This window comes from Halorubrum sp. CBA1125, assembly GCF_009742825.1.
Lineage (GTDB): Archaea > Halobacteriota > Halobacteria > Halobacteriales > Haloferacaceae > Halorubrum.
Genome location: NZ_WPCE01000049.1, coordinates 1 through 16,333, shown reverse-complemented (window position 1 = coordinate 16,333; position 16,333 = coordinate 1). Strand labels below are relative to the sequence as shown.

Genomic DNA, 16,333 nt, shown 5'->3' with positions numbered 1-16,333 from the left:
TCGCGTAAAAACCGTCTTGTGGTGCTCGACGGCCGGTCGTCGATCCCCTCGTCTCCGCGATTTCATCTCACTGCGGTTCCGAGAAATTGCAGCCTGGCCGCGATTTTGAACGCGGGTTAGCAACCATGGCAAGGTTGCGTGATACCACTACACTACCGGTGCGGGCTTCGCATCTCTCCGTTGCCGCGAGGAATACTTAAACCTGTCACATCCATCCATCGCCGTCGCGGAGGGACGGTCGTGAAACGCAATTACCGAAGCGCGTCACTCCTCGCGATTTCACGCCGTTCGGTCCGGAGAGATCGGTAGCGTGGCCGGTGTTTCGACGGTCTGGACGATCGCAGATATCGATACGGATCGCCCCCGTCACTGACGCGTATCGATACGGAGATCCCGTTCGTTTCCAAAGGTCTTTGCCCTTCGCTCGACTACGGAAGCGTAATGGACGATGCCGCGCGAGCGCGGGACGCCGCGTGCGAGGCGCTCGCGGACGTCGAGCCCGATCGGCTGCGCGAGACCCTCGAACGACGCATCTTGGAGGCGGCTGTCACTCCCGGCGTGCTGGCGTTGGTCACCGCTCGCGCGCTGGACCCCGACGTCACCCCCGACGACGTGGTCGATCGGGCGGCCGGCGTGCAACTGATCTACGAAGGACTTCGGCTCACCCGCTCTATCGCCCACGAGGAACCGTGGAACGACGCCACTGCGGGAGCGGCCGACATCGACGCGGACATGGACGTGCTCGCCGCTGACGTCCTCGTCTCGCGCGGATTCTCGCTGCTGGCGTGTACCGACGCCGCGACGGCCGCGGTCGAAGTCGTGCGAGCGTTTGGGCGCGACCAGACGCTGCGCGACCGCGAGGGGACCGATCCGACCGCGGCGACCGCGCTCGACCGGAACCTGGAGGTCGACGCGCTCGAACTCGCGGTCATCACTGGCACGACCACGGTCGGCGGCGACCCGCCAGAGGAACTGCTGGCGTACGCTCGCGACCTCGCCGGCGACTACGACGGCGAGTTTCCGCCGCCGGGACGCGCGCTCCCCGAGACGACCGCAGACCGGATCGCCGACATCTCCGACCGCGCCGTGAGCGCGACCGATAGCTGACCCCACCGATCGGCTCGCCGCCGACGGCGTCGGCGTTCCTCGACGTCCGTCGAATCCACTCACGAAAGCTTAAGACGATATCACGGGGTATCGGAGCTAATGGAGACGACCCATCGTATCGTCACAGGTGATTCTCGCTCGCTATCACGGGTCGAGACAGACTCCGTCGAACTGGTCGTGACCTCGCCTCCCTACCCGATGATCGAGATGTGGGACGGGGTGTTCTCCGATCTCGATCCGGAGATCGCGGACCTCCTCGAAGCCGGCAAAGGGAAAGCCGCTTTCTCTCGGATGCACGAGAAGCTCGCGAAGGTTTGGAACGAAGTTCGTCGGGTGCTGGTCGATGGCGGCATCGCGTGTATCAACATCGGTGACGCGACACGGAACATCGACGGGAGCTTTCGCGTCTTTCAGAACCGCTCTCGGATCGTCAACGCATTTACCGATCTCGGCTTCGAGCCGTTGCCCGAGATCCTGTGGCGCAAGCCCGTCAATTCGGGAGCCAAATTCATGGGTTCGGGGATGCTCCCGCCCAACGCCTACGTAACGCTCGAACACGAGTACGTCCTCGTTTTTCGCAACGGTAAAGACAGCCGTTCCTTCGAGCCGGGGTCGGAACGACGGTATAACTCGGCGTACTTTTGGGAAGAACGGAACCAGTGGTTTTCCGACGTGTGGACGGAGATCAAGGGGGAGCTTCAAGCGCTTGAGCAGCGTGATCTACGAGAACGGTCCGCGGCGTACCCGTTCGAGATTCCGTATCGCCTCATTTCCATGTATTCCGTGTACGGCGATACGGTGCTCGACCCGTTTTGGGGAACCGGAACGACCTCGATTGCGGCGATGGTCGCTGGCCGAAACTCCGTTGGGTATGAGTTGGACGAGAGCTTCGTAGAGCTATTCGAAGAGCGCGTTGCTGACGTGCCGGAGTATTCCCGGACGGTCATCAAACAACGATTAGCCGACCACGAGGCATTCGTGGAGGAGCGCTTGGCGGAGGGTGGGGATTTCAAGTATCAAGCAGACAACTACGATTTCCCCGTCATCACGAAACAGGAGAAACCACTCCAATTCTACTCCGTATCAGACATCCAGGAGATTGACGGTGGATATCGGGCGTCACACGAACCGGTGGAAGACACGGATATACAGATTACAGAACCCAAACAGGGAGGAGAAACTGCGTCTCGGTCTGATCTCTAATATACTTCCACGACGCTGTCGCTAGGGTGTTTGAGCTTTCCAGCGTTTTAATTAAGCGATCTGTCACACCGAAGGGTAGGAAATCTTGAATAATTGTTTTCGCACGTCACGGTACGGCACAGCCGGTGGCTTTCATCACATTCTTATACGGCTGCGTAATAGAATCGAGCGTAGAAGGCGGAAAGGGCGTGTGACCCATCGAGTGCCTGGGTAGCTTAGCGGTAAAGCGCGTCCTTGGTAAGGACGAGACCCCGGGTTCAAATCCCGGCCTAGGCTTCCTACACCCCTTCCTCCTGGTTATTAACCGGTTCTTCGTGGATGTAAGAATGACCGGTGCTCAAGAACGAGACCCCGCCCCCACCAACGGGAACCCGACGCCGTACAGCGATTTGAAAAACCAATCATGGATATTACACAAGATACTTAAATATCCTTGTGTACATGATCAAGATCTTAGGTGTGGAGATGACGCGTAAAAACGCCGTACAGTGACGACAACAAAGTCGAGGGCATCGTTCTCCTGACAGATGCCGCAAAACAGTATCTAAACCCAAAAGAAGAAATCGCCTACAAGGAACACAGAAGATCTCTGGTCGAATGGATGCTTAACCTCGGCAAAAACCCGAGGAAAGCTGAGGGCTACAGCCACAGCACAGTAGAGAACCATATGAACCGATTGGACCTGTTCTACCGCTGGGTATGGGAACAAGAAGAACGGTTCGTCCAAGACCTGACCACAGAACACGCAGACCGGTGGATGCGCGACCTAGCCACCAAAGACGTCAAAGAGTCCACCAAGTGCCACTACCAGAAGGCGGTTAAAATCCTGTTCAAATGGCAGCGCGAAGCACGAAACCGGGACGTTGAATGGGACCCTGAAATCGAATACAGCGACCCAAGCACGACGTACCAGCCCCGAGAATACCTGACAGAGGAAGACCGGCGAGCGATGCGAGAGGCTGCGATGAGCTACGGGAGCATCCCACACTACAACGGCCTAAGCCCGGAGGAACGCAGTCGTTGGAAAACCCACCTGGCGCAACGCCTTCAGAAACCAGTGGAGGAGGTAACGAAGCAGGACTTCCACCAGGCCAACTCCTTCAAGTACACCTCGATGATCTACGTAGCGTTGGATGCAGGTTTCCGCCCCGTCGAGGTCAAACGGGCGAACATTCAATGGGTCGACCTCGACAACGGCGTCCTCCGCATACCCGAAGACGAATCCTCCAAAAGCCGGGAAAACTGGATAGTCGCACTCAAACCGGAGACCGTGTCGATTCTGAAGAAGTGGAAAGAGGAGCGCAGCGCTAAGCCGAAGTACGACGGCCGTGACGCACTCTGGCTCACCCAACAAGAAAACCGGTACAACAAGGATAGCTTCCGCCGCTCAGTATTCCACAAGATTGCGGAGGAAGCCGGTCTTGATTTAGAGAACCGAGACCTGACCCCGTACAGTATCCGCCACAGTACAGCGACGATGATTGCGAAGGAGGCAGACCTGGCTACCGCAGCCAAGCAGTGCCGTCACAAGTCGAAGCAGACAACGCAGAAGTACGCCCACAGCTCGGTCGATCGCCAAGAAGACGCAGTCAACAAAATAGACTAAACCTCCTCTCTCCCCACCCCCTTCCTTCTTGTTTCTCTCTGGTTGCGTGGAAACCCGTACATGGCAGTTAGTCGTTCGGCTTTTGGGGGCTGTTTGAGGGCTGGTAGTCGGGGCTGAAGTGGTGCTGTAGGACCTGTTTCGGACCTGGTGGTCAGGGCTGAAGTTGTTTGGTATGGCCTGATTCATGCCTGCTTTTCACGAAGAGGTTTGTGGTTTCCGAACAGAGTTTGCGGCTTATTTTTGTGGTTGGTATGCGTTGTCTCGGTGTTGTACTGTGAGGAATACGAGGCCGTTGTTGGTTACGTCGAAGAAGATGCGGTGGTCTACGTTTTGGCCTTGGTTGTCGACTTTGAGCCGCCAGATCTCTCCTTCGCTGGGTATGTATTTGACCTGTGGATGGTTCCAGGGTTCGGTGAGGTAGTCCTGGCAGAGTTCTTGGATTGTCTCGGCAACTGCTTCCTGTACCTTGTGTCCAGTTCTTCGAATTGCCGCCGGAATTCAGGTCTATATGTGGTCTTCGATAAATTCTCTAATGTCTCCTTCATCTTCCTGCTGGCGTGCTTCTCTGACTTTTTCAAGGGTTTCCTCTGATAGTTGCTCGTTAACGGAGTGTCGTCTCTCCATTTCTCGGCGTATCATCGAGCGGATGGCCTCGGCTTTTGACTGGTAGCGTCCTTCTTCTACTTCAGATTCGACGTACCGGTAGAGTACGTCAGGAATGTCTACAGATGTAGTCGGCATACAATACAAATATTATATAATTTTTATATAATCTTGGTGTTGTTTGGGAGTTGGTGAACGGGCTACCTCTATAAGAAGTTACAAAGTGTAAGATACTTATTTAAAAGTTGTAGACAATATGTAGGATAAGGTGGTTGTATTGTCGCAGAAACGTAAGACAGACGGTCAACTCGAAAAATTCAAAAAGCTATACGAATACGCGGTCACCCGGCCCTGCGGTCACTCCCTCAAGTACAGAGGATACACCTTGGAAAAAGTGGACTGGCCTCACCCGGAACACGATGAATACAACATCAAAAACCGGGACGGCAAAGTAGTAGAGAGCTACACAATCACAGCCTTCGACTCACCCAAAGACCTGAAACAGAAACTAGACAACCTCATCAACCGAGACCCCTCAACAGTCAAGGAAGCCATCAGAGATGGCAACAACTGAAGCAAGAACCCAGCAACCCCACACTCATAACAACGACGTCAACATCTCCAGAAACAACCACAATAGCATGAAGCAGACAAACACTGGACCACTCTAAACACCGATAACCCACACCTCTCTTTCTTATTTTTGACTCTGTTGAAATCCTATTCTTCAGATATATTATCGCCTGAAACAGTTGGTCGCTGAAAGCTGCGTATTGAGCGTTGAGGGTTCTACCAACTCAAAGAGGTTTTCCGATGGTTGTGCGAGATACAACACGCGAATCTCGCATAGAGTTGTCCTCTGATCACGGGTGGTTGGATTGGTCAGTACAGCCATCCAACAGAGCGTGAGTGCCGATACACGAGCAGAACCAGTCGGTCGTCACTCTTCACTCTGGACTCACGACCGTCTCGCAGGCGGTACACTCGCCCGAGATACATGTCTCACCGTCTACTCATCTCGTACTTGATTAGCAGCCACGCCCTCGGGAATCGGCTCGCCACACTCCGGACACCGGCCAAGCTCCGAGGCGTCACTGTTCATACCAAAGGGGGAAGGGAAGCGTGTGACAACCCTTCCAACGAGGAATTCGCCACTCTCACGGGTAAATCTTCGGCAGAGTAGCTCCGTGTGGATACGGTTTTTATTATCTGAGGATAATCCATCATCATTTTACATCTGACAGCGGTAGCCCGATATATGAGTATCCGTGGGGCCTTCGCTCGTCTACTACCCGGTGACAGGACAGTGGTGGTAGTCGAGTGCCGACAGTGCGGTACCACGGTTGATTCCGAGACGGATCAGTGTCCCGACTGTGGGGCTACCGAGACTTGTCGGTATGAGATCGAAGAGTAATCAGGCGCACTGAGAGGGTGATTCATCCGGCTCGGTGTGGAACCAACGGCCACCGACTGCTGACTTCACCCTCTGTATCTCGCACGGAGTTTCTGACACATAGGTAATCTGCGATCTGGGGAGTCCTCTAATAAAACTCAATTCCCCAACTGTTCTCAAGGGCAGGAGGATGGACACGCAAACAGTACTCGAAGAATACGGGCTTACCCGAGAAACCGCAACACAATATATCGACGCGATCACCCGCTCCAATCAGACACAGACCGCAGAAGAACTCAACGTCTCGCGCGACACCATCAACCGCTACAAAAAATCCTTCCAAAAAATGAGCGCGCAAGAACGCCTACTACTCATCTCCACACTAACCCAAGAAAAACTCCTCGACCAAGCCACCAAATAACATCAATCGATACGTATACCGGGCGCGTCTCAATATCGTTATTATTTTTCCGCGGCTTTTGATCCAGAGCGCAGTCGCGATGATGAGCTTAGAAATCGTCTTCCGAGTATGATCTGTTATTTGCTACAAGGAAGAGTTGACCAGAAAACGTAATCGAGACGTACTTAACTCGGTCTTTGATCCTTGCTGTAACCAACCCATCTTCCTCAAGTGCGTTCACACGTCTCGTGATCGTGCTCTTTGCGGATTCCGATCGATCTGTGAGATCCGGTATCGATATCTCTGCCCCGTGATCCCCGATTACGGCAAGGGTTCGATGAGCCCCCTCCGATGGTGTGACCGTAATGTCCGGGAGCGTCCACTCACGAACCTGACCGTCGATATCGCTGTATCCCAGCGTCGATTCGATCTTGCCATGATGAGCCATCGTCGCAACCGTCAACGGAAGCAACACGTCGCGAGCGCCGCCACTAAGACTCACAACGACCTCTCCCGATGCTGTCCGAATCAGTTCACTGCACCCCATGACGGCAGTTTCGAAGTCATCGTGCGGGATACGACGGACAGTAACCGAGATCTCCGGTTCGATCTCCTGCAACAGTCGCTCGACATCTGCAACAGCCTCGGCAGCCCGATTGTCGTCGGTCTCAGTGGCAGGTCGAACCAGTATAACCGTGTCCTCGCCGGCGATACCGTAGTCAAGTACGCCCGCGTCACGCTGGTAGTGTTGAACCCTATCGGCGAGACGTACGTAGTCATCGTCATATACGTCTGATCGTGGACGTATAACGTTGCAGTATCCTGCAATCGTCACGTAATGGTTGCATATCTAATAGGTCGCTGGTTTTATCATATTTGATCTCAAGGTTTGAATGTCGTTCACATGGAAACCCATTCGGAATCGGCCAGCCGTCTTCGACAGGTCGAATTATCGCTCCGTTCCGATGAGCGATTCGACGTACCACAGTCCGACGGCTACTCGGTGTACAGCGCACTGTTGGCCCTGTTAGAGTCGGCCGACGAAGCTGTCAGTGCCCGTATCCACGACTCGGATATTGGGAGTCTCCACAACAGCGGGCTCCAGGGACCGTTCGGCGAGGGCAACCGTTCTCACCACAAACGCGTACTCCCCGACAGCGAGTACACGCTTGCGCTCGGCATCACCGATCCCGAGGATGAAGAGATCTTCGAGGGACTGGTCTCTGCGTTGGTCCTCGCTGACGACCCACTCGAACTAACGCATGGCCGGCTCCACATCGACTCTTTCGAGAGCGAAAACACGTCCCACGAGACGTTGCTATCCGAGGCAGCAGCTTATGAGGACCCGAGCATTGAAATCGAGTTTCGGACAGCGACGTGTATTGAGGAAGCCGGCTCGGTAACGACGATGTTCCCGACACGGACAGCTGTGTTCTTCAGTCTGCTGGGCAAGTGGAACAACACGGCCCCTGACGAGCTGGAACTCGACATCGATCGCGAGACGTTGGCTGCCTCAGTGATCGAGAAGCCCGAGGCCCGAAGCTATCGGACCCACAGCGTGCTCGTGAACCGTGTCGACGACAGCGAAGGAAACGCCCGCCCGATTTTCCGACAGGGATTCTCCGGGATCTGTGGGTACGCATTCAAAGATGCGAGCGACTCCGTACAGAACGCTGTGACCGCACTCGCGCTGTTCGGTGAATACTCCGGAGTCGGGAGTGCGGTTGCGCGCGGATGCGGTGATATTACTACAGAGGTGATGGACCAATGAATCCAGATGCTGCTCGTGACGCGCATGAAACGATCGTTGCCAGTACGGATCTCTATGCGAATGTCATCGATGCGGCTGGACAGTATGATGCGAAAGTTGATTCCTCTGCGAACTGTTCTCTGGCGGCGCATATACTGAACGCAGTCACGGTTGGTGTGAACGCATTTGTCTACGAAGCCGTAGGAGAGGACGAAGACTTGTACGAAGATTACGGCGAGGAGGTCCTGGTTCTGGCTGCCGCACTTGCTCTCCATGATACAGATAAATTTGTACGCGAAGCTTACGGCATCGACGTTGAGGGGAACACCAGCGAAGCGTTCAACTGGTATTTTGATCCGGAATCAAACGAAGACGGAGAAGACCGAGATGGTGACCCGTTCGGCATAGAAGACTTCCTTGGCGAAGGCTACCGAGACGATCTACAATATCTCGTACAACGAACTGAAACGAGGGAAAACAGTACCGAGACACGAGGAATTGCGACTTCATTCAACGGATTAGAACGCTACTGCCGAATCGGTGATAGTACTGCCTCTGTCGCGTTAAAGCAAGGTACAGAGGGTGTCTATGAACAACTCTGTACGTTGATGGGTTCCGATGACGTCCACCAGATGGAATTTACCCAACTTGAACAGCCGATTCTGAACGATACACTACTGGGAACCACGAAAGAAGTAATCGCAGGCGAAACAGGAGACCGTACCTATGGCGTCGTCATCGGCAGCTCTCCTGATTCTGTCGTCTATCTCGGCGAACCGATTGACCAAGCGACGTTGAAAGAGGAAGTTGTGGAGCGAGTTCCAGAGCGGATTAGCACGGAGTTCCAGTTCGAATGCAAACTCAACTGGAACGCATTCGATTACGACATCCTCGGAGAGATAAATATTCCAACAGATGAAAAAGAGCAAAAGATTGCTGACGCGTTCAGGGAACTGCTCAGCCGAGGCTCTGCCGGTGTTGAAGGGTTTGAGCACATCCCGCCCGAATTTGACCAGTATCTCCCAGTTCTCGCCAAGGCGATCTATATCGACGGCCAGTCCGAGTTCTCAGATCCAGATGTACAGGACGCCTATGAACGAATAGAGGAAGAACAGGGTGTCCAAAAAGTCAAACTCCACTTCATTGCGTATCTGATAGAGAATTTTGATACCCACCGTGATTTCCTTGATCAGTTCGCTACTGATGTTCGACCGGAACTCCACGACGATTTAGAACCCGAAACGGACGCCATCGGAACCGTTATTCACCGGTTTTTCGACGGTCGAATCGCGCCGGAACTTGGTTCGAAAGACGAGATGTGTTTCCTCTGTGGCGGGCGGACGGAAACGAAGTACCAGAAGGGACTGAGCGGAATCTATCGAACACAAGAGTACTCCCGGAGGGTTCCACCGCACGCGAAGTACAAATCCATCTGTGAAGTGTGTAACCTCGAATACGCGCTTCTGTCGTACGTTTGTGAAGAGCATGACGTGAGCACCAACAACAGCCTCGAAATTGCCTACTTCTATTTCGATGATTTCCTCGGTGACGTTCGGGTGCGAAGCAACCGCGTCGGTAACATCGTCCAAGGCGATAGTGGTGAGCTCGATGACCCGGAGGTGACGAGCAATCTGATTAAACCACAGTACTTCATCCAGCCGATGTACGTACTGGACGAAAATCACCGCATGGCGGTGGTTCGGCAGGTGATGGAAGCCGCCCAGGAATCTGGGATGAAGGTGGTCATCGGACGACCGTTCACGCGCTTCGAAAGCGCGGATGCGGTCTTCGCTGACGAGGAGGCCACCCGACCACAAGAACTCCTCGGACTGGATGAAGCCGAACGGTTCGGACCACTGCCGTCGTTCATTGAGAACGACCGAACCGATTCCCATCTTCGGCGTGCACTCCAGTTGTTCAAACTCATGAGCATGGTCGGACAGGATGCCAATATGAGCAATCCGTACCTCCAACTCGACCGTGACACGTTCCACAGCATTGCGAACTTTGCGGTTGTCAACCACGACCACGCAGTCAGGCTGACAGACCTCAAAGAGTACTTCGAAAACTATCATGAAACCGAATTCATGGAAATGAAAACCGTCGCCGAACGAGGCATCGACCTCTTCGGTAAACAGTTCGACAGTAAGTATAAGAAAACAAAAATATTCCGTGAAGCACTCGATGCGTTCCTCAGTGGAAAGAACCAGCAGATGAATGATGACCGGCTTATCGAGTACGTCGAGAGCCAAGTGTACGCCGCTGCTGATCGAGAAGATTACGCGGGGCACGCAACGCCGGAACAGGCAGAAGCCTTTGTTGCGGCGATCCGCGAGTACCTCGTCGAAAACGATCTGTACGACCTCAAGAAGCTTTCCGACTGGGAGAACGCACTGGTAAACTCGTACTACTACGCATACGAACAGTCACTCTAATCCGACAATGACACTCCAATACCCACCAACAGGCCTCGAAGAATCGTTCGATATCTACCGTAAGCGCAAGCCGTCGGTCACGCTCGTCGTCAAACGAAATGTAACAGAGCCGACTCTGTTCCGCAATTCCAGTCATGACCGTGCCGAAACGCAGGAATTTGGCGACAAGCTACATGCACAGGTTAACGGCGAGAAGTTCACCAGCAAGGAGCGGTTGACGGGTCTCTCGCTACTCAGAGAGCTTGATGACGACTTCGTTGACGACGACTACGCATACAATGAACCCACGGATCTCGAAAGCTCGTTGAACGTTGGGACCCTAACGTACGGATTGGCGGGAACTGGAGACCAGGACTTCGCCATCAAATCGCGAGTTGTGGAAGGCTACACGTATACGACCGAGGAGTACGACTTGATGAATAAGGAAACCCGGAATGCGGTCTATGAATCGGGAACGATGAGAGATGACGAGGGCAACCAATCCGAGGCCTTGTTCGACTTCGTGAAGGTACAGCCCGGAAACGACCTCGTTCATTTTATCACTCTCGAAGCGGCGACTGGTCCGATGCTCCTCTACACGCTGCATAACATCCTCAATACCGGGAAGTACGGGGCTCGTGAAACACGGACCGGACGGAATATCCGAAACAAAATTCTCGGTATCGTCCTCGGGAATCATGATACGTCGCTGTCGACTGGTGAACTTCTACTTGAGTTCCACGACGAAGGAGATGATCTCGAAGCGAGTATCGGGGATTACATTTCGACCGTCCAGCGTACGGATTGGGAAGTATATGGCGAGTTCGATGGTGCCGACCAGTTCCCGGACTGGTTCGAACGATTGGAAGCGGTTGCCAGTCGGGAAGCAACCGATGCTGACGAAATACTCCGAGAGGAGTTTACAGATCTAATGGAGGCAGCTACTGACATATTCATCGACGATGATTGAACAAACCTTCGAGGCAACGTTGTACGCGCCGCTCTTTTATTCCAGTTCGGAGGGGCGCGCAATACGAACACAGCCGACCCTTTCGTCGACAGCACTCATGCACGCACTCGGCTACCGATATTTTGAACTGGAAAAACGATATGCGGAGTTCGGTGACGAAGCGACGACTGCTGATTACTCACATCTCAGAGAATTACCGTTCTTCGTCACTGACATGCGTCCAATAGCTGTGGACACCGACGAACGAACGTTCCGCAGTACCGATTATCGATCTGAACGACATTTTACGACGAACGACCCCGACGTCGCGGATCAGATTTCCGGAAACAAGTCAGTTCCAGAAATCCTCGAAAAATCGGGTGCTGCATACCAGACAATTCGAAACTACATTGGAATCTCTCCCGGATCGAAATTCGAATTCACCGTCTGGAGCGATACGAAACTTCCAGAGAATCCGTTCTTCCGAATGGGAATCAAACAAACAGGAGAGTTCCGTGCGGAACCCACTGAACTGGATACGCTGGTACTCAACAAATACCTGCTTTCGGAAGTGTACGAGCTTTCTGACGAGTTGCTTACCGAGATAGTCGAACACAGTCAAGCATTTAATCGTGGTAACGATCCACGGTTACAACATTTCGTTGGTGTCGATCCTGAATTTGCTCGCGAACAAGTGCTTCCAGAGGTTCTCGAATGACTGAATTCGAGGTTGACGGTGCGAGTTTAGCGACAGAGCCACCTCAGCCACCGCTCGAAGAGCGTGGCTTCGAATACGCTCGTGCGTTCCAAAACAGAGTCATTGAATGGATTCAGAACGGGACAGATCCAATTTCGGTCGTCCGTGCTCCCACAGGAGCGGGCAAGACAGCAACTTTCTACGAACTCATTGAGTCGCGTGATATGACTCTCCTCGTCTACCCGACAAACGCCCTCCTCCGACAACAACGAGAGCGATTTGAAGACGACGATGTTGATGTCGCTGTTCTCAACGCGAATACGTTGGACGGACATGGACACGAACGGACAGAACAGTTGCTTAGTTTCGTCAACAAATATGCAACCGATTACGATGCGGTGTTGACCAATCCCGATATCCTTCAGGCAGCTATTCAAGACATGTATCTCGGGAGTGACCCGATGCGGTTTTTCAATAAGTTCGATGCGATAGTCTACGATGAATTTCACTTCTATGATGCTCTTTCAGTAAGTGGTCTCTTGTTACAGATCAAAATCATCGAGGAACGTCAACCGGATCCAAAGATACTCCTCGCATCTGCGACCCCAAACGAGGAGTTTGTACGCTTTCTGCGTGAACGTATCGGGCTAACAGTTCGAGATATCGATAGTGAGTACGATTCAGACGGCGATCAATTCCGGTATCGTATGTTCGTACGAAGGCACGAGGACAGGAAGATCATCGATTGCCGAGACGAGATCGCTACAGAACTCCAGGACAAAATCGACGCAGTCGACGACTACGATGAGCCACAAATAGTCTTGGTGTTCAATAGCGCAAAAGACAGCAACGACTTTCACGATTTTCTCTACCGTGAGTACCCAACTGTCTTCGAGCACACCGCTAAGGACAACGGGTTCGATACGAACGATGAATCGGTCGATCTCGATGAGACGAATTTCTATATTCTCAATACGACAAGTAAGGGTGAGGTCGGACTTGATTACGACATAACGACACTATATATGGAGAAACCATTCACCGCGAGCGCGTTTCTCCAGCGGTTCGGTCGTGCCGGTCGTCAGTCGGAAGCAACCGTCGATATCTACGGTCTCGGACAAGGCCCATGGGGTGAGGACGTCGACTTTCCTACATTTGCTGAACAGATCTACGAAGGATTAGAATCAACGCAGATGAATCAGAGTCGGTTAGCAGATCTTGTCGGCTTTCGAGCTGCCTATGCGATTACAGAACGTGAGGAGAGTTCAAGCTGGTTCAATCAGGAATTGCGCGAAGATTTCGAGACAAACATTGACAGATACGATCGGTGGTATGGATTTATTCAGGCGGTCAATGCCGAGTACGAGGAAATAAAAGACGGATTCGGTCCTGGAAAATACCAGCAGAACAGTCCTGAGGCGAAGCTACTTGAGTTTACCAAAGAGTGTTTCAAAACCTTCCGAGGTCTTCGAGGACGGTCATTGTCGGCATCGATCAAATATCCTCGTGGAGATCAACTCGGTGTCACAACCTATGACCTCTCAACGACGCTTCGAAATTACGATATCGTGGACGTTGATGACAATAATACTCTGGTTTTAGGGTTGTCAGATGACGATACCCCCTCTGTCGTCACGGCACGTCTCCCCGCATATGAGACAGAGCCGACTAAGTACGACCAGTCGACAAAGGCAATAGAGGAACTACTCCAAACGAAGATTCACCGGCACATCGATCAGACTGGTTTGAACGAGGAGTTCTCGGTATCGACAGAGTTGTTACACCGATTTTTCGAGACCATCCGCATCGTCGATGCGATCATTCCATCTCGGATAACGACTTCTACGTACGATATTGAGATTGATAGTGACACAAATGGTCCTCCGGAAATCAATGTCCAAGCACGTCAAATATGACCGATGAACTGATCAATGTCGCGGATCTCAATCAATTTTCTTACTGTCAACGACGGTATTGGTACCTACATTTCTACGATACACAAGGTCGGAACTACGAACGAATTGAAGGAAAAACGAAGCATGAAAATCAATCAACACGAGGTGATTGGGTTAACGAGCTCTATCTCGAATCCGAAGAGATCGGATTGAAGGGAAAGATCGATATTCTCGATTCAACGGACGGGCAAATCATCCCTATTGAGCGAAAACGTGCGGAGAGTGGTGATTACTACAAAAGCGATGAAGTCCAGTTGGCTGGCTACTGTATGCTACTTGAAGAACATCTCGATGAGCCTGTGCGGCAAGGTGCGATATATCTCTACGAAACGGATCAGCGAATGCACATTCCGATAACTGAATCTCATCGGGAAACAGTTCGAGAACAGATCGAGGCGATGCGATCGATGACCGTCGAAGACATCCCGCCGCTTACCGACAACCCCTCGAAGTGCGAGGCGTGTTCGGCACGGGAGTACTGTATGCCTGAGGAGACGGCTATTCTGGAACCTAAGAAAGCTCGTGGTACGGGTTGGGAGGGTGAGGTATGAAAGCCACGGAGGGGATGTTCGACGAATCGGTCGTCTATGTCACCAAACAGGGCACGCAGGTCAGAACCGACGGCGGCCGTATCGTGGTCTGGGACGTCGACGGTGATGAAGGCGAACTCGCTACGTTCCCGACCGAAAAGCTCGATACGATCAACGTCTTCGGCGGCGTGAACTTCTCGACGCCGTTCGTCGCCGAGGCCAACGAACACGGTATCATTCTGAACTACTTCACGCAGAACGGCAAGTACCGTGGGAGCTTCGTTCCCGAAAAGAACACGATCGCGGAGGTCAGGCGAGCTCAGTACGCACTGGATGACACGATCGAGTTGGATATCGCGGCGTCGATGATCGCCGGCAAGATCCGGAACGCCCGGACACTGCTCTCGCGGAAGGGCGTGTACGGAACGGATGTACTCAAGGACCTCGGCGTCCGAGCGACGAACGTCGAGACAAAAGACGACCTCCGGGGCGTTGAGGGAGAAGCCGGTGAGCGATACTTCAGTCGACTGGATGAGACGCTTACGGATGGGTGGACTTTCGAGAAGCGGACGAAACGACCACCGGAGGATCACATCAACTCGTTACTGTCGTTAACCTATGTGTTCATGAAAAACGAGGTTATGAGTGCGCTCAGACAGTACAACCTTGATCCGTTCTTGGGTGTCCTTCACGCTGACCGGCATGGTCGACCTTCGCTAGCGCTCGATTTACAGGAGGAGTTCAGGCCGATTTTCTGTGATGCGTTCGTCACCCGGTTGGTGAACCGCGGTGTTATTACCCATGACCAGTTCACGCAGGACAACCACTTGGCCGATGATGCGTTCAAAATCTACTGTTCGAAGTTCGACGAGTTCATGCAGGAGGAATTTACGCATCCGTACTTTGAGTACACCGTTTCGCGGCGGAAGGCAGTACGGCAGCAAGCGATCCTGTTGCGGAAAGCGATCACTGGTGAACTGGACGAATATCACGCGCTGACGTTCTCAAAATAACCATGCGCTTGGCGATCGCCTACGACGTGAGTGAGGATGCGAACCGCCGACGAGTGTATCGAACACTCCAGCGGTATGGCGCGTGGCGGCAGTACAGTGTTTTCGAAGTCGATGTGACGAAGGCGGAACGTGTCGAGCTTGAGGACGATCTCGAATCACATATCGAGCCGTCCGACGGTGATCGCATCCGGATCTATCGTCTGTGTGAGTCCTGCCAAGACAATACGACCGATCTCGGTTCGGAGCCGCCCGACGAACAATCGAACGTTCTCTGAGTTGAGCTACGTGGACCCTTATTAAGTTCCTGTACAGCCCCTATCGACGTAACCGGGGCCGAAATTCGAGAGCTGAGAAAGCTTTTTCACGTCTATAGCCGTAATTTCACCCCCTGTCGAGACGGAGAGAAAACCCAGCACGGGATTGAAACCGCGATGGCGACGAGTAAGTCACTCCCCAAGCAAGAGGTCGAGACGGAGAGAAAACCCAGCACGGGATTGAAACGGAACCCGATCCACGCCGCCGGGCGGTCAGGAACCGGTCGAGACGGAGAGAAAACCCAGCACGGGATTGAAACTGGTGTGAGACAGGGGCCGACGACCTCACCGTCAGTCGAGACGGAGAGAAACCCGAGCACGGGATTGAAACATCGACACCAACCCGAGTTACCGCCGACGACAGAGAAGTCGAGACGGAGAGAAAACCCAGCACGGGAT

The 16,333-nt window shown here is 53.2% G+C and carries 16 protein-coding genes, 2 tRNA genes and 1 CRISPR repeat array; of the genes, 14 read left to right on the top strand and 4 right to left on the bottom strand.

Going from position 1 to position 16,333, the window contains the following annotated elements; all coding sequences use genetic code 11:
* Nucleotides 1-87: 87 nt before the first annotated feature.
* Nucleotides 88-162, bottom strand: a tRNA-Gly gene (locus tag GJ633_RS06715).
* A gap of 279 nt (nucleotides 163-441) precedes the next feature.
* On the opposite strand from GJ633_RS06715, the gene GJ633_RS06710 reads away from it, so the two are divergent.
* From GJ633_RS06710 to GJ633_RS06695, 4 genes are all read left to right on the top strand, one after another.
* Nucleotides 442-1,107 carry a hypothetical protein gene (locus tag GJ633_RS06710; protein WP_156588182.1) on the top strand — a complete coding sequence of 222 codons (666 nt, stop codon included), beginning with the start codon at nucleotides 442-444 and terminating at the stop codon, nucleotides 1,105-1,107.
* A 99-nt stretch (nucleotides 1,108-1,206) separates the two neighbouring features.
* Nucleotides 1,207-2,310 carry a site-specific DNA-methyltransferase gene (locus tag GJ633_RS06705; RefSeq protein WP_156588181.1) on the top strand — a complete coding sequence of 368 codons (1,104 nt, stop codon included), beginning with the start codon at nucleotides 1,207-1,209 and terminating at the stop codon, nucleotides 2,308-2,310.
* Nucleotides 2,311-2,514: 204 nt separating this feature from the next.
* Nucleotides 2,515-2,586, top strand: a tRNA-Thr gene (locus GJ633_RS06700).
* Between the two features lie 325 nt (nucleotides 2,587-2,911).
* Nucleotides 2,912-3,916 carry a tyrosine-type recombinase/integrase gene (locus GJ633_RS06695; protein WP_197431269.1) on the top strand — a complete coding sequence of 335 codons (1,005 nt, stop codon included), beginning with the start codon at nucleotides 2,912-2,914 and terminating at the stop codon, nucleotides 3,914-3,916.
* Nucleotides 3,917-4,150: 234 nt separating this feature from the next.
* On the opposite strand, the gene GJ633_RS18480 is transcribed toward GJ633_RS06695, so the two are convergent.
* On the bottom strand, nucleotides 4,151-4,357 hold the full coding sequence (locus GJ633_RS18480; RefSeq protein WP_394351136.1) for a type II toxin-antitoxin system RelE/ParE family toxin: 207 nt from the start codon (nucleotides 4,355-4,357) through the stop codon (nucleotides 4,151-4,153).
* 63 nt (nucleotides 4,358-4,420) lie between these two features.
* Complete coding sequence (locus GJ633_RS18475; protein WP_156588179.1) at nucleotides 4,421-4,657, bottom strand: type II toxin-antitoxin system ParD family antitoxin; 237 nt, start codon at nucleotides 4,655-4,657, stop codon at nucleotides 4,421-4,423.
* Between the two features lie 130 nt (nucleotides 4,658-4,787).
* Here GJ633_RS18475 and GJ633_RS06685 point away from each other — a divergent pair, with 130 nt between their 5' ends.
* Entirely contained in the window at nucleotides 4,788-5,093 is a 306-nt protein-coding gene (locus GJ633_RS06685; protein WP_156588178.1) for a hypothetical protein, read from the top strand.
* A gap of 1,009 nt (nucleotides 5,094-6,102) precedes the next feature.
* Entirely contained in the window at nucleotides 6,103-6,333 is a 231-nt protein-coding gene (locus GJ633_RS06680; protein WP_156588177.1) for a hypothetical protein, read from the top strand.
* 88 nt (nucleotides 6,334-6,421) lie between these two features.
* Here the strand turns inward: GJ633_RS06680 and GJ633_RS18235 are convergent, their stop codons facing one another.
* Nucleotides 6,422-7,147 (bottom strand): MarR family transcriptional regulator, encoded by a 726-nt coding sequence (locus GJ633_RS18235; RefSeq protein WP_156588176.1) that lies wholly within the window; start codon nucleotides 7,145-7,147, stop codon nucleotides 6,422-6,424.
* Nucleotides 7,148-7,216: 69 nt separating this feature from the next.
* On the opposite strand from GJ633_RS18235, the gene cas6 reads away from it, so the two are divergent.
* The 8 genes from cas6 to cas2 are packed head-to-tail and all read left to right on the top strand — an operon-like array spanning nucleotide 7,217 to nucleotide 15,895.
* The gene (gene cas6 / locus GJ633_RS06670) at nucleotides 7,217-8,083 is read left to right on the top strand and encodes a CRISPR system precrRNA processing endoribonuclease RAMP protein Cas6 (protein WP_156588183.1); all 867 of its coding nucleotides are present in this window, start codon (nucleotides 7,217-7,219) and stop codon (nucleotides 8,081-8,083) included.
* The gene (locus GJ633_RS06665) at nucleotides 8,080-10,497 is read left to right on the top strand and encodes a hypothetical protein (RefSeq protein WP_156588175.1); all 2,418 of its coding nucleotides are present in this window, start codon (nucleotides 8,080-8,082) and stop codon (nucleotides 10,495-10,497) included. The genes cas6 and GJ633_RS06665 overlap by 4 nt, the downstream gene beginning before the upstream one ends.
* Before the next feature lie 7 nt (nucleotides 10,498-10,504).
* Complete coding sequence (gene cas7d / locus GJ633_RS06660; protein ID WP_156588174.1) at nucleotides 10,505-11,446, top strand: type I-D CRISPR-associated protein Cas7/Csc2; 942 nt, start codon at nucleotides 10,505-10,507, stop codon at nucleotides 11,444-11,446.
* Nucleotides 11,439-12,143: a hypothetical protein gene (locus GJ633_RS06655; RefSeq protein ID WP_156588173.1), complete on the top strand. Its 705-nt coding sequence runs from the start codon at nucleotides 11,439-11,441 to the stop codon at nucleotides 12,141-12,143. The genes cas7d and GJ633_RS06655 overlap by 8 nt, the downstream gene beginning before the upstream one ends.
* Entirely contained in the window at nucleotides 12,140-14,038 is a 1,899-nt protein-coding gene (cas3, locus tag GJ633_RS06650; protein ID WP_156588172.1) for a type I-D CRISPR-associated helicase Cas3', read from the top strand. The genes GJ633_RS06655 and cas3 overlap by 4 nt, the downstream gene beginning before the upstream one ends.
* On the top strand, nucleotides 14,035-14,628 hold the full coding sequence (gene cas4, locus GJ633_RS06645; RefSeq protein WP_156588171.1) for a CRISPR-associated protein Cas4: 594 nt from the start codon (nucleotides 14,035-14,037) through the stop codon (nucleotides 14,626-14,628). Before cas3 ends, cas4 begins: the two co-directional genes overlap by 4 nt.
* On the top strand, nucleotides 14,625-15,620 hold the full coding sequence (cas1, locus tag GJ633_RS06640) for a CRISPR-associated endonuclease Cas1 (protein ID WP_156588170.1): 996 nt from the start codon (nucleotides 14,625-14,627) through the stop codon (nucleotides 15,618-15,620). Before cas4 ends, cas1 begins: the two co-directional genes overlap by 4 nt.
* Before the next feature lie 2 nt (nucleotides 15,621-15,622).
* Nucleotides 15,623-15,895, top strand: coding sequence for a CRISPR-associated endonuclease Cas2 (gene cas2 / locus GJ633_RS06635; protein ID WP_156588169.1), 273 nt, complete (start codon nucleotides 15,623-15,625; stop codon nucleotides 15,893-15,895).
* A gap of 115 nt (nucleotides 15,896-16,010) precedes the next feature.
* Nucleotides 16,011-16,333: a CRISPR direct-repeat array (repeat unit 31 nt; unit sequence GTCGAGACGGAGAGAAAACCCAGCACGGGAT).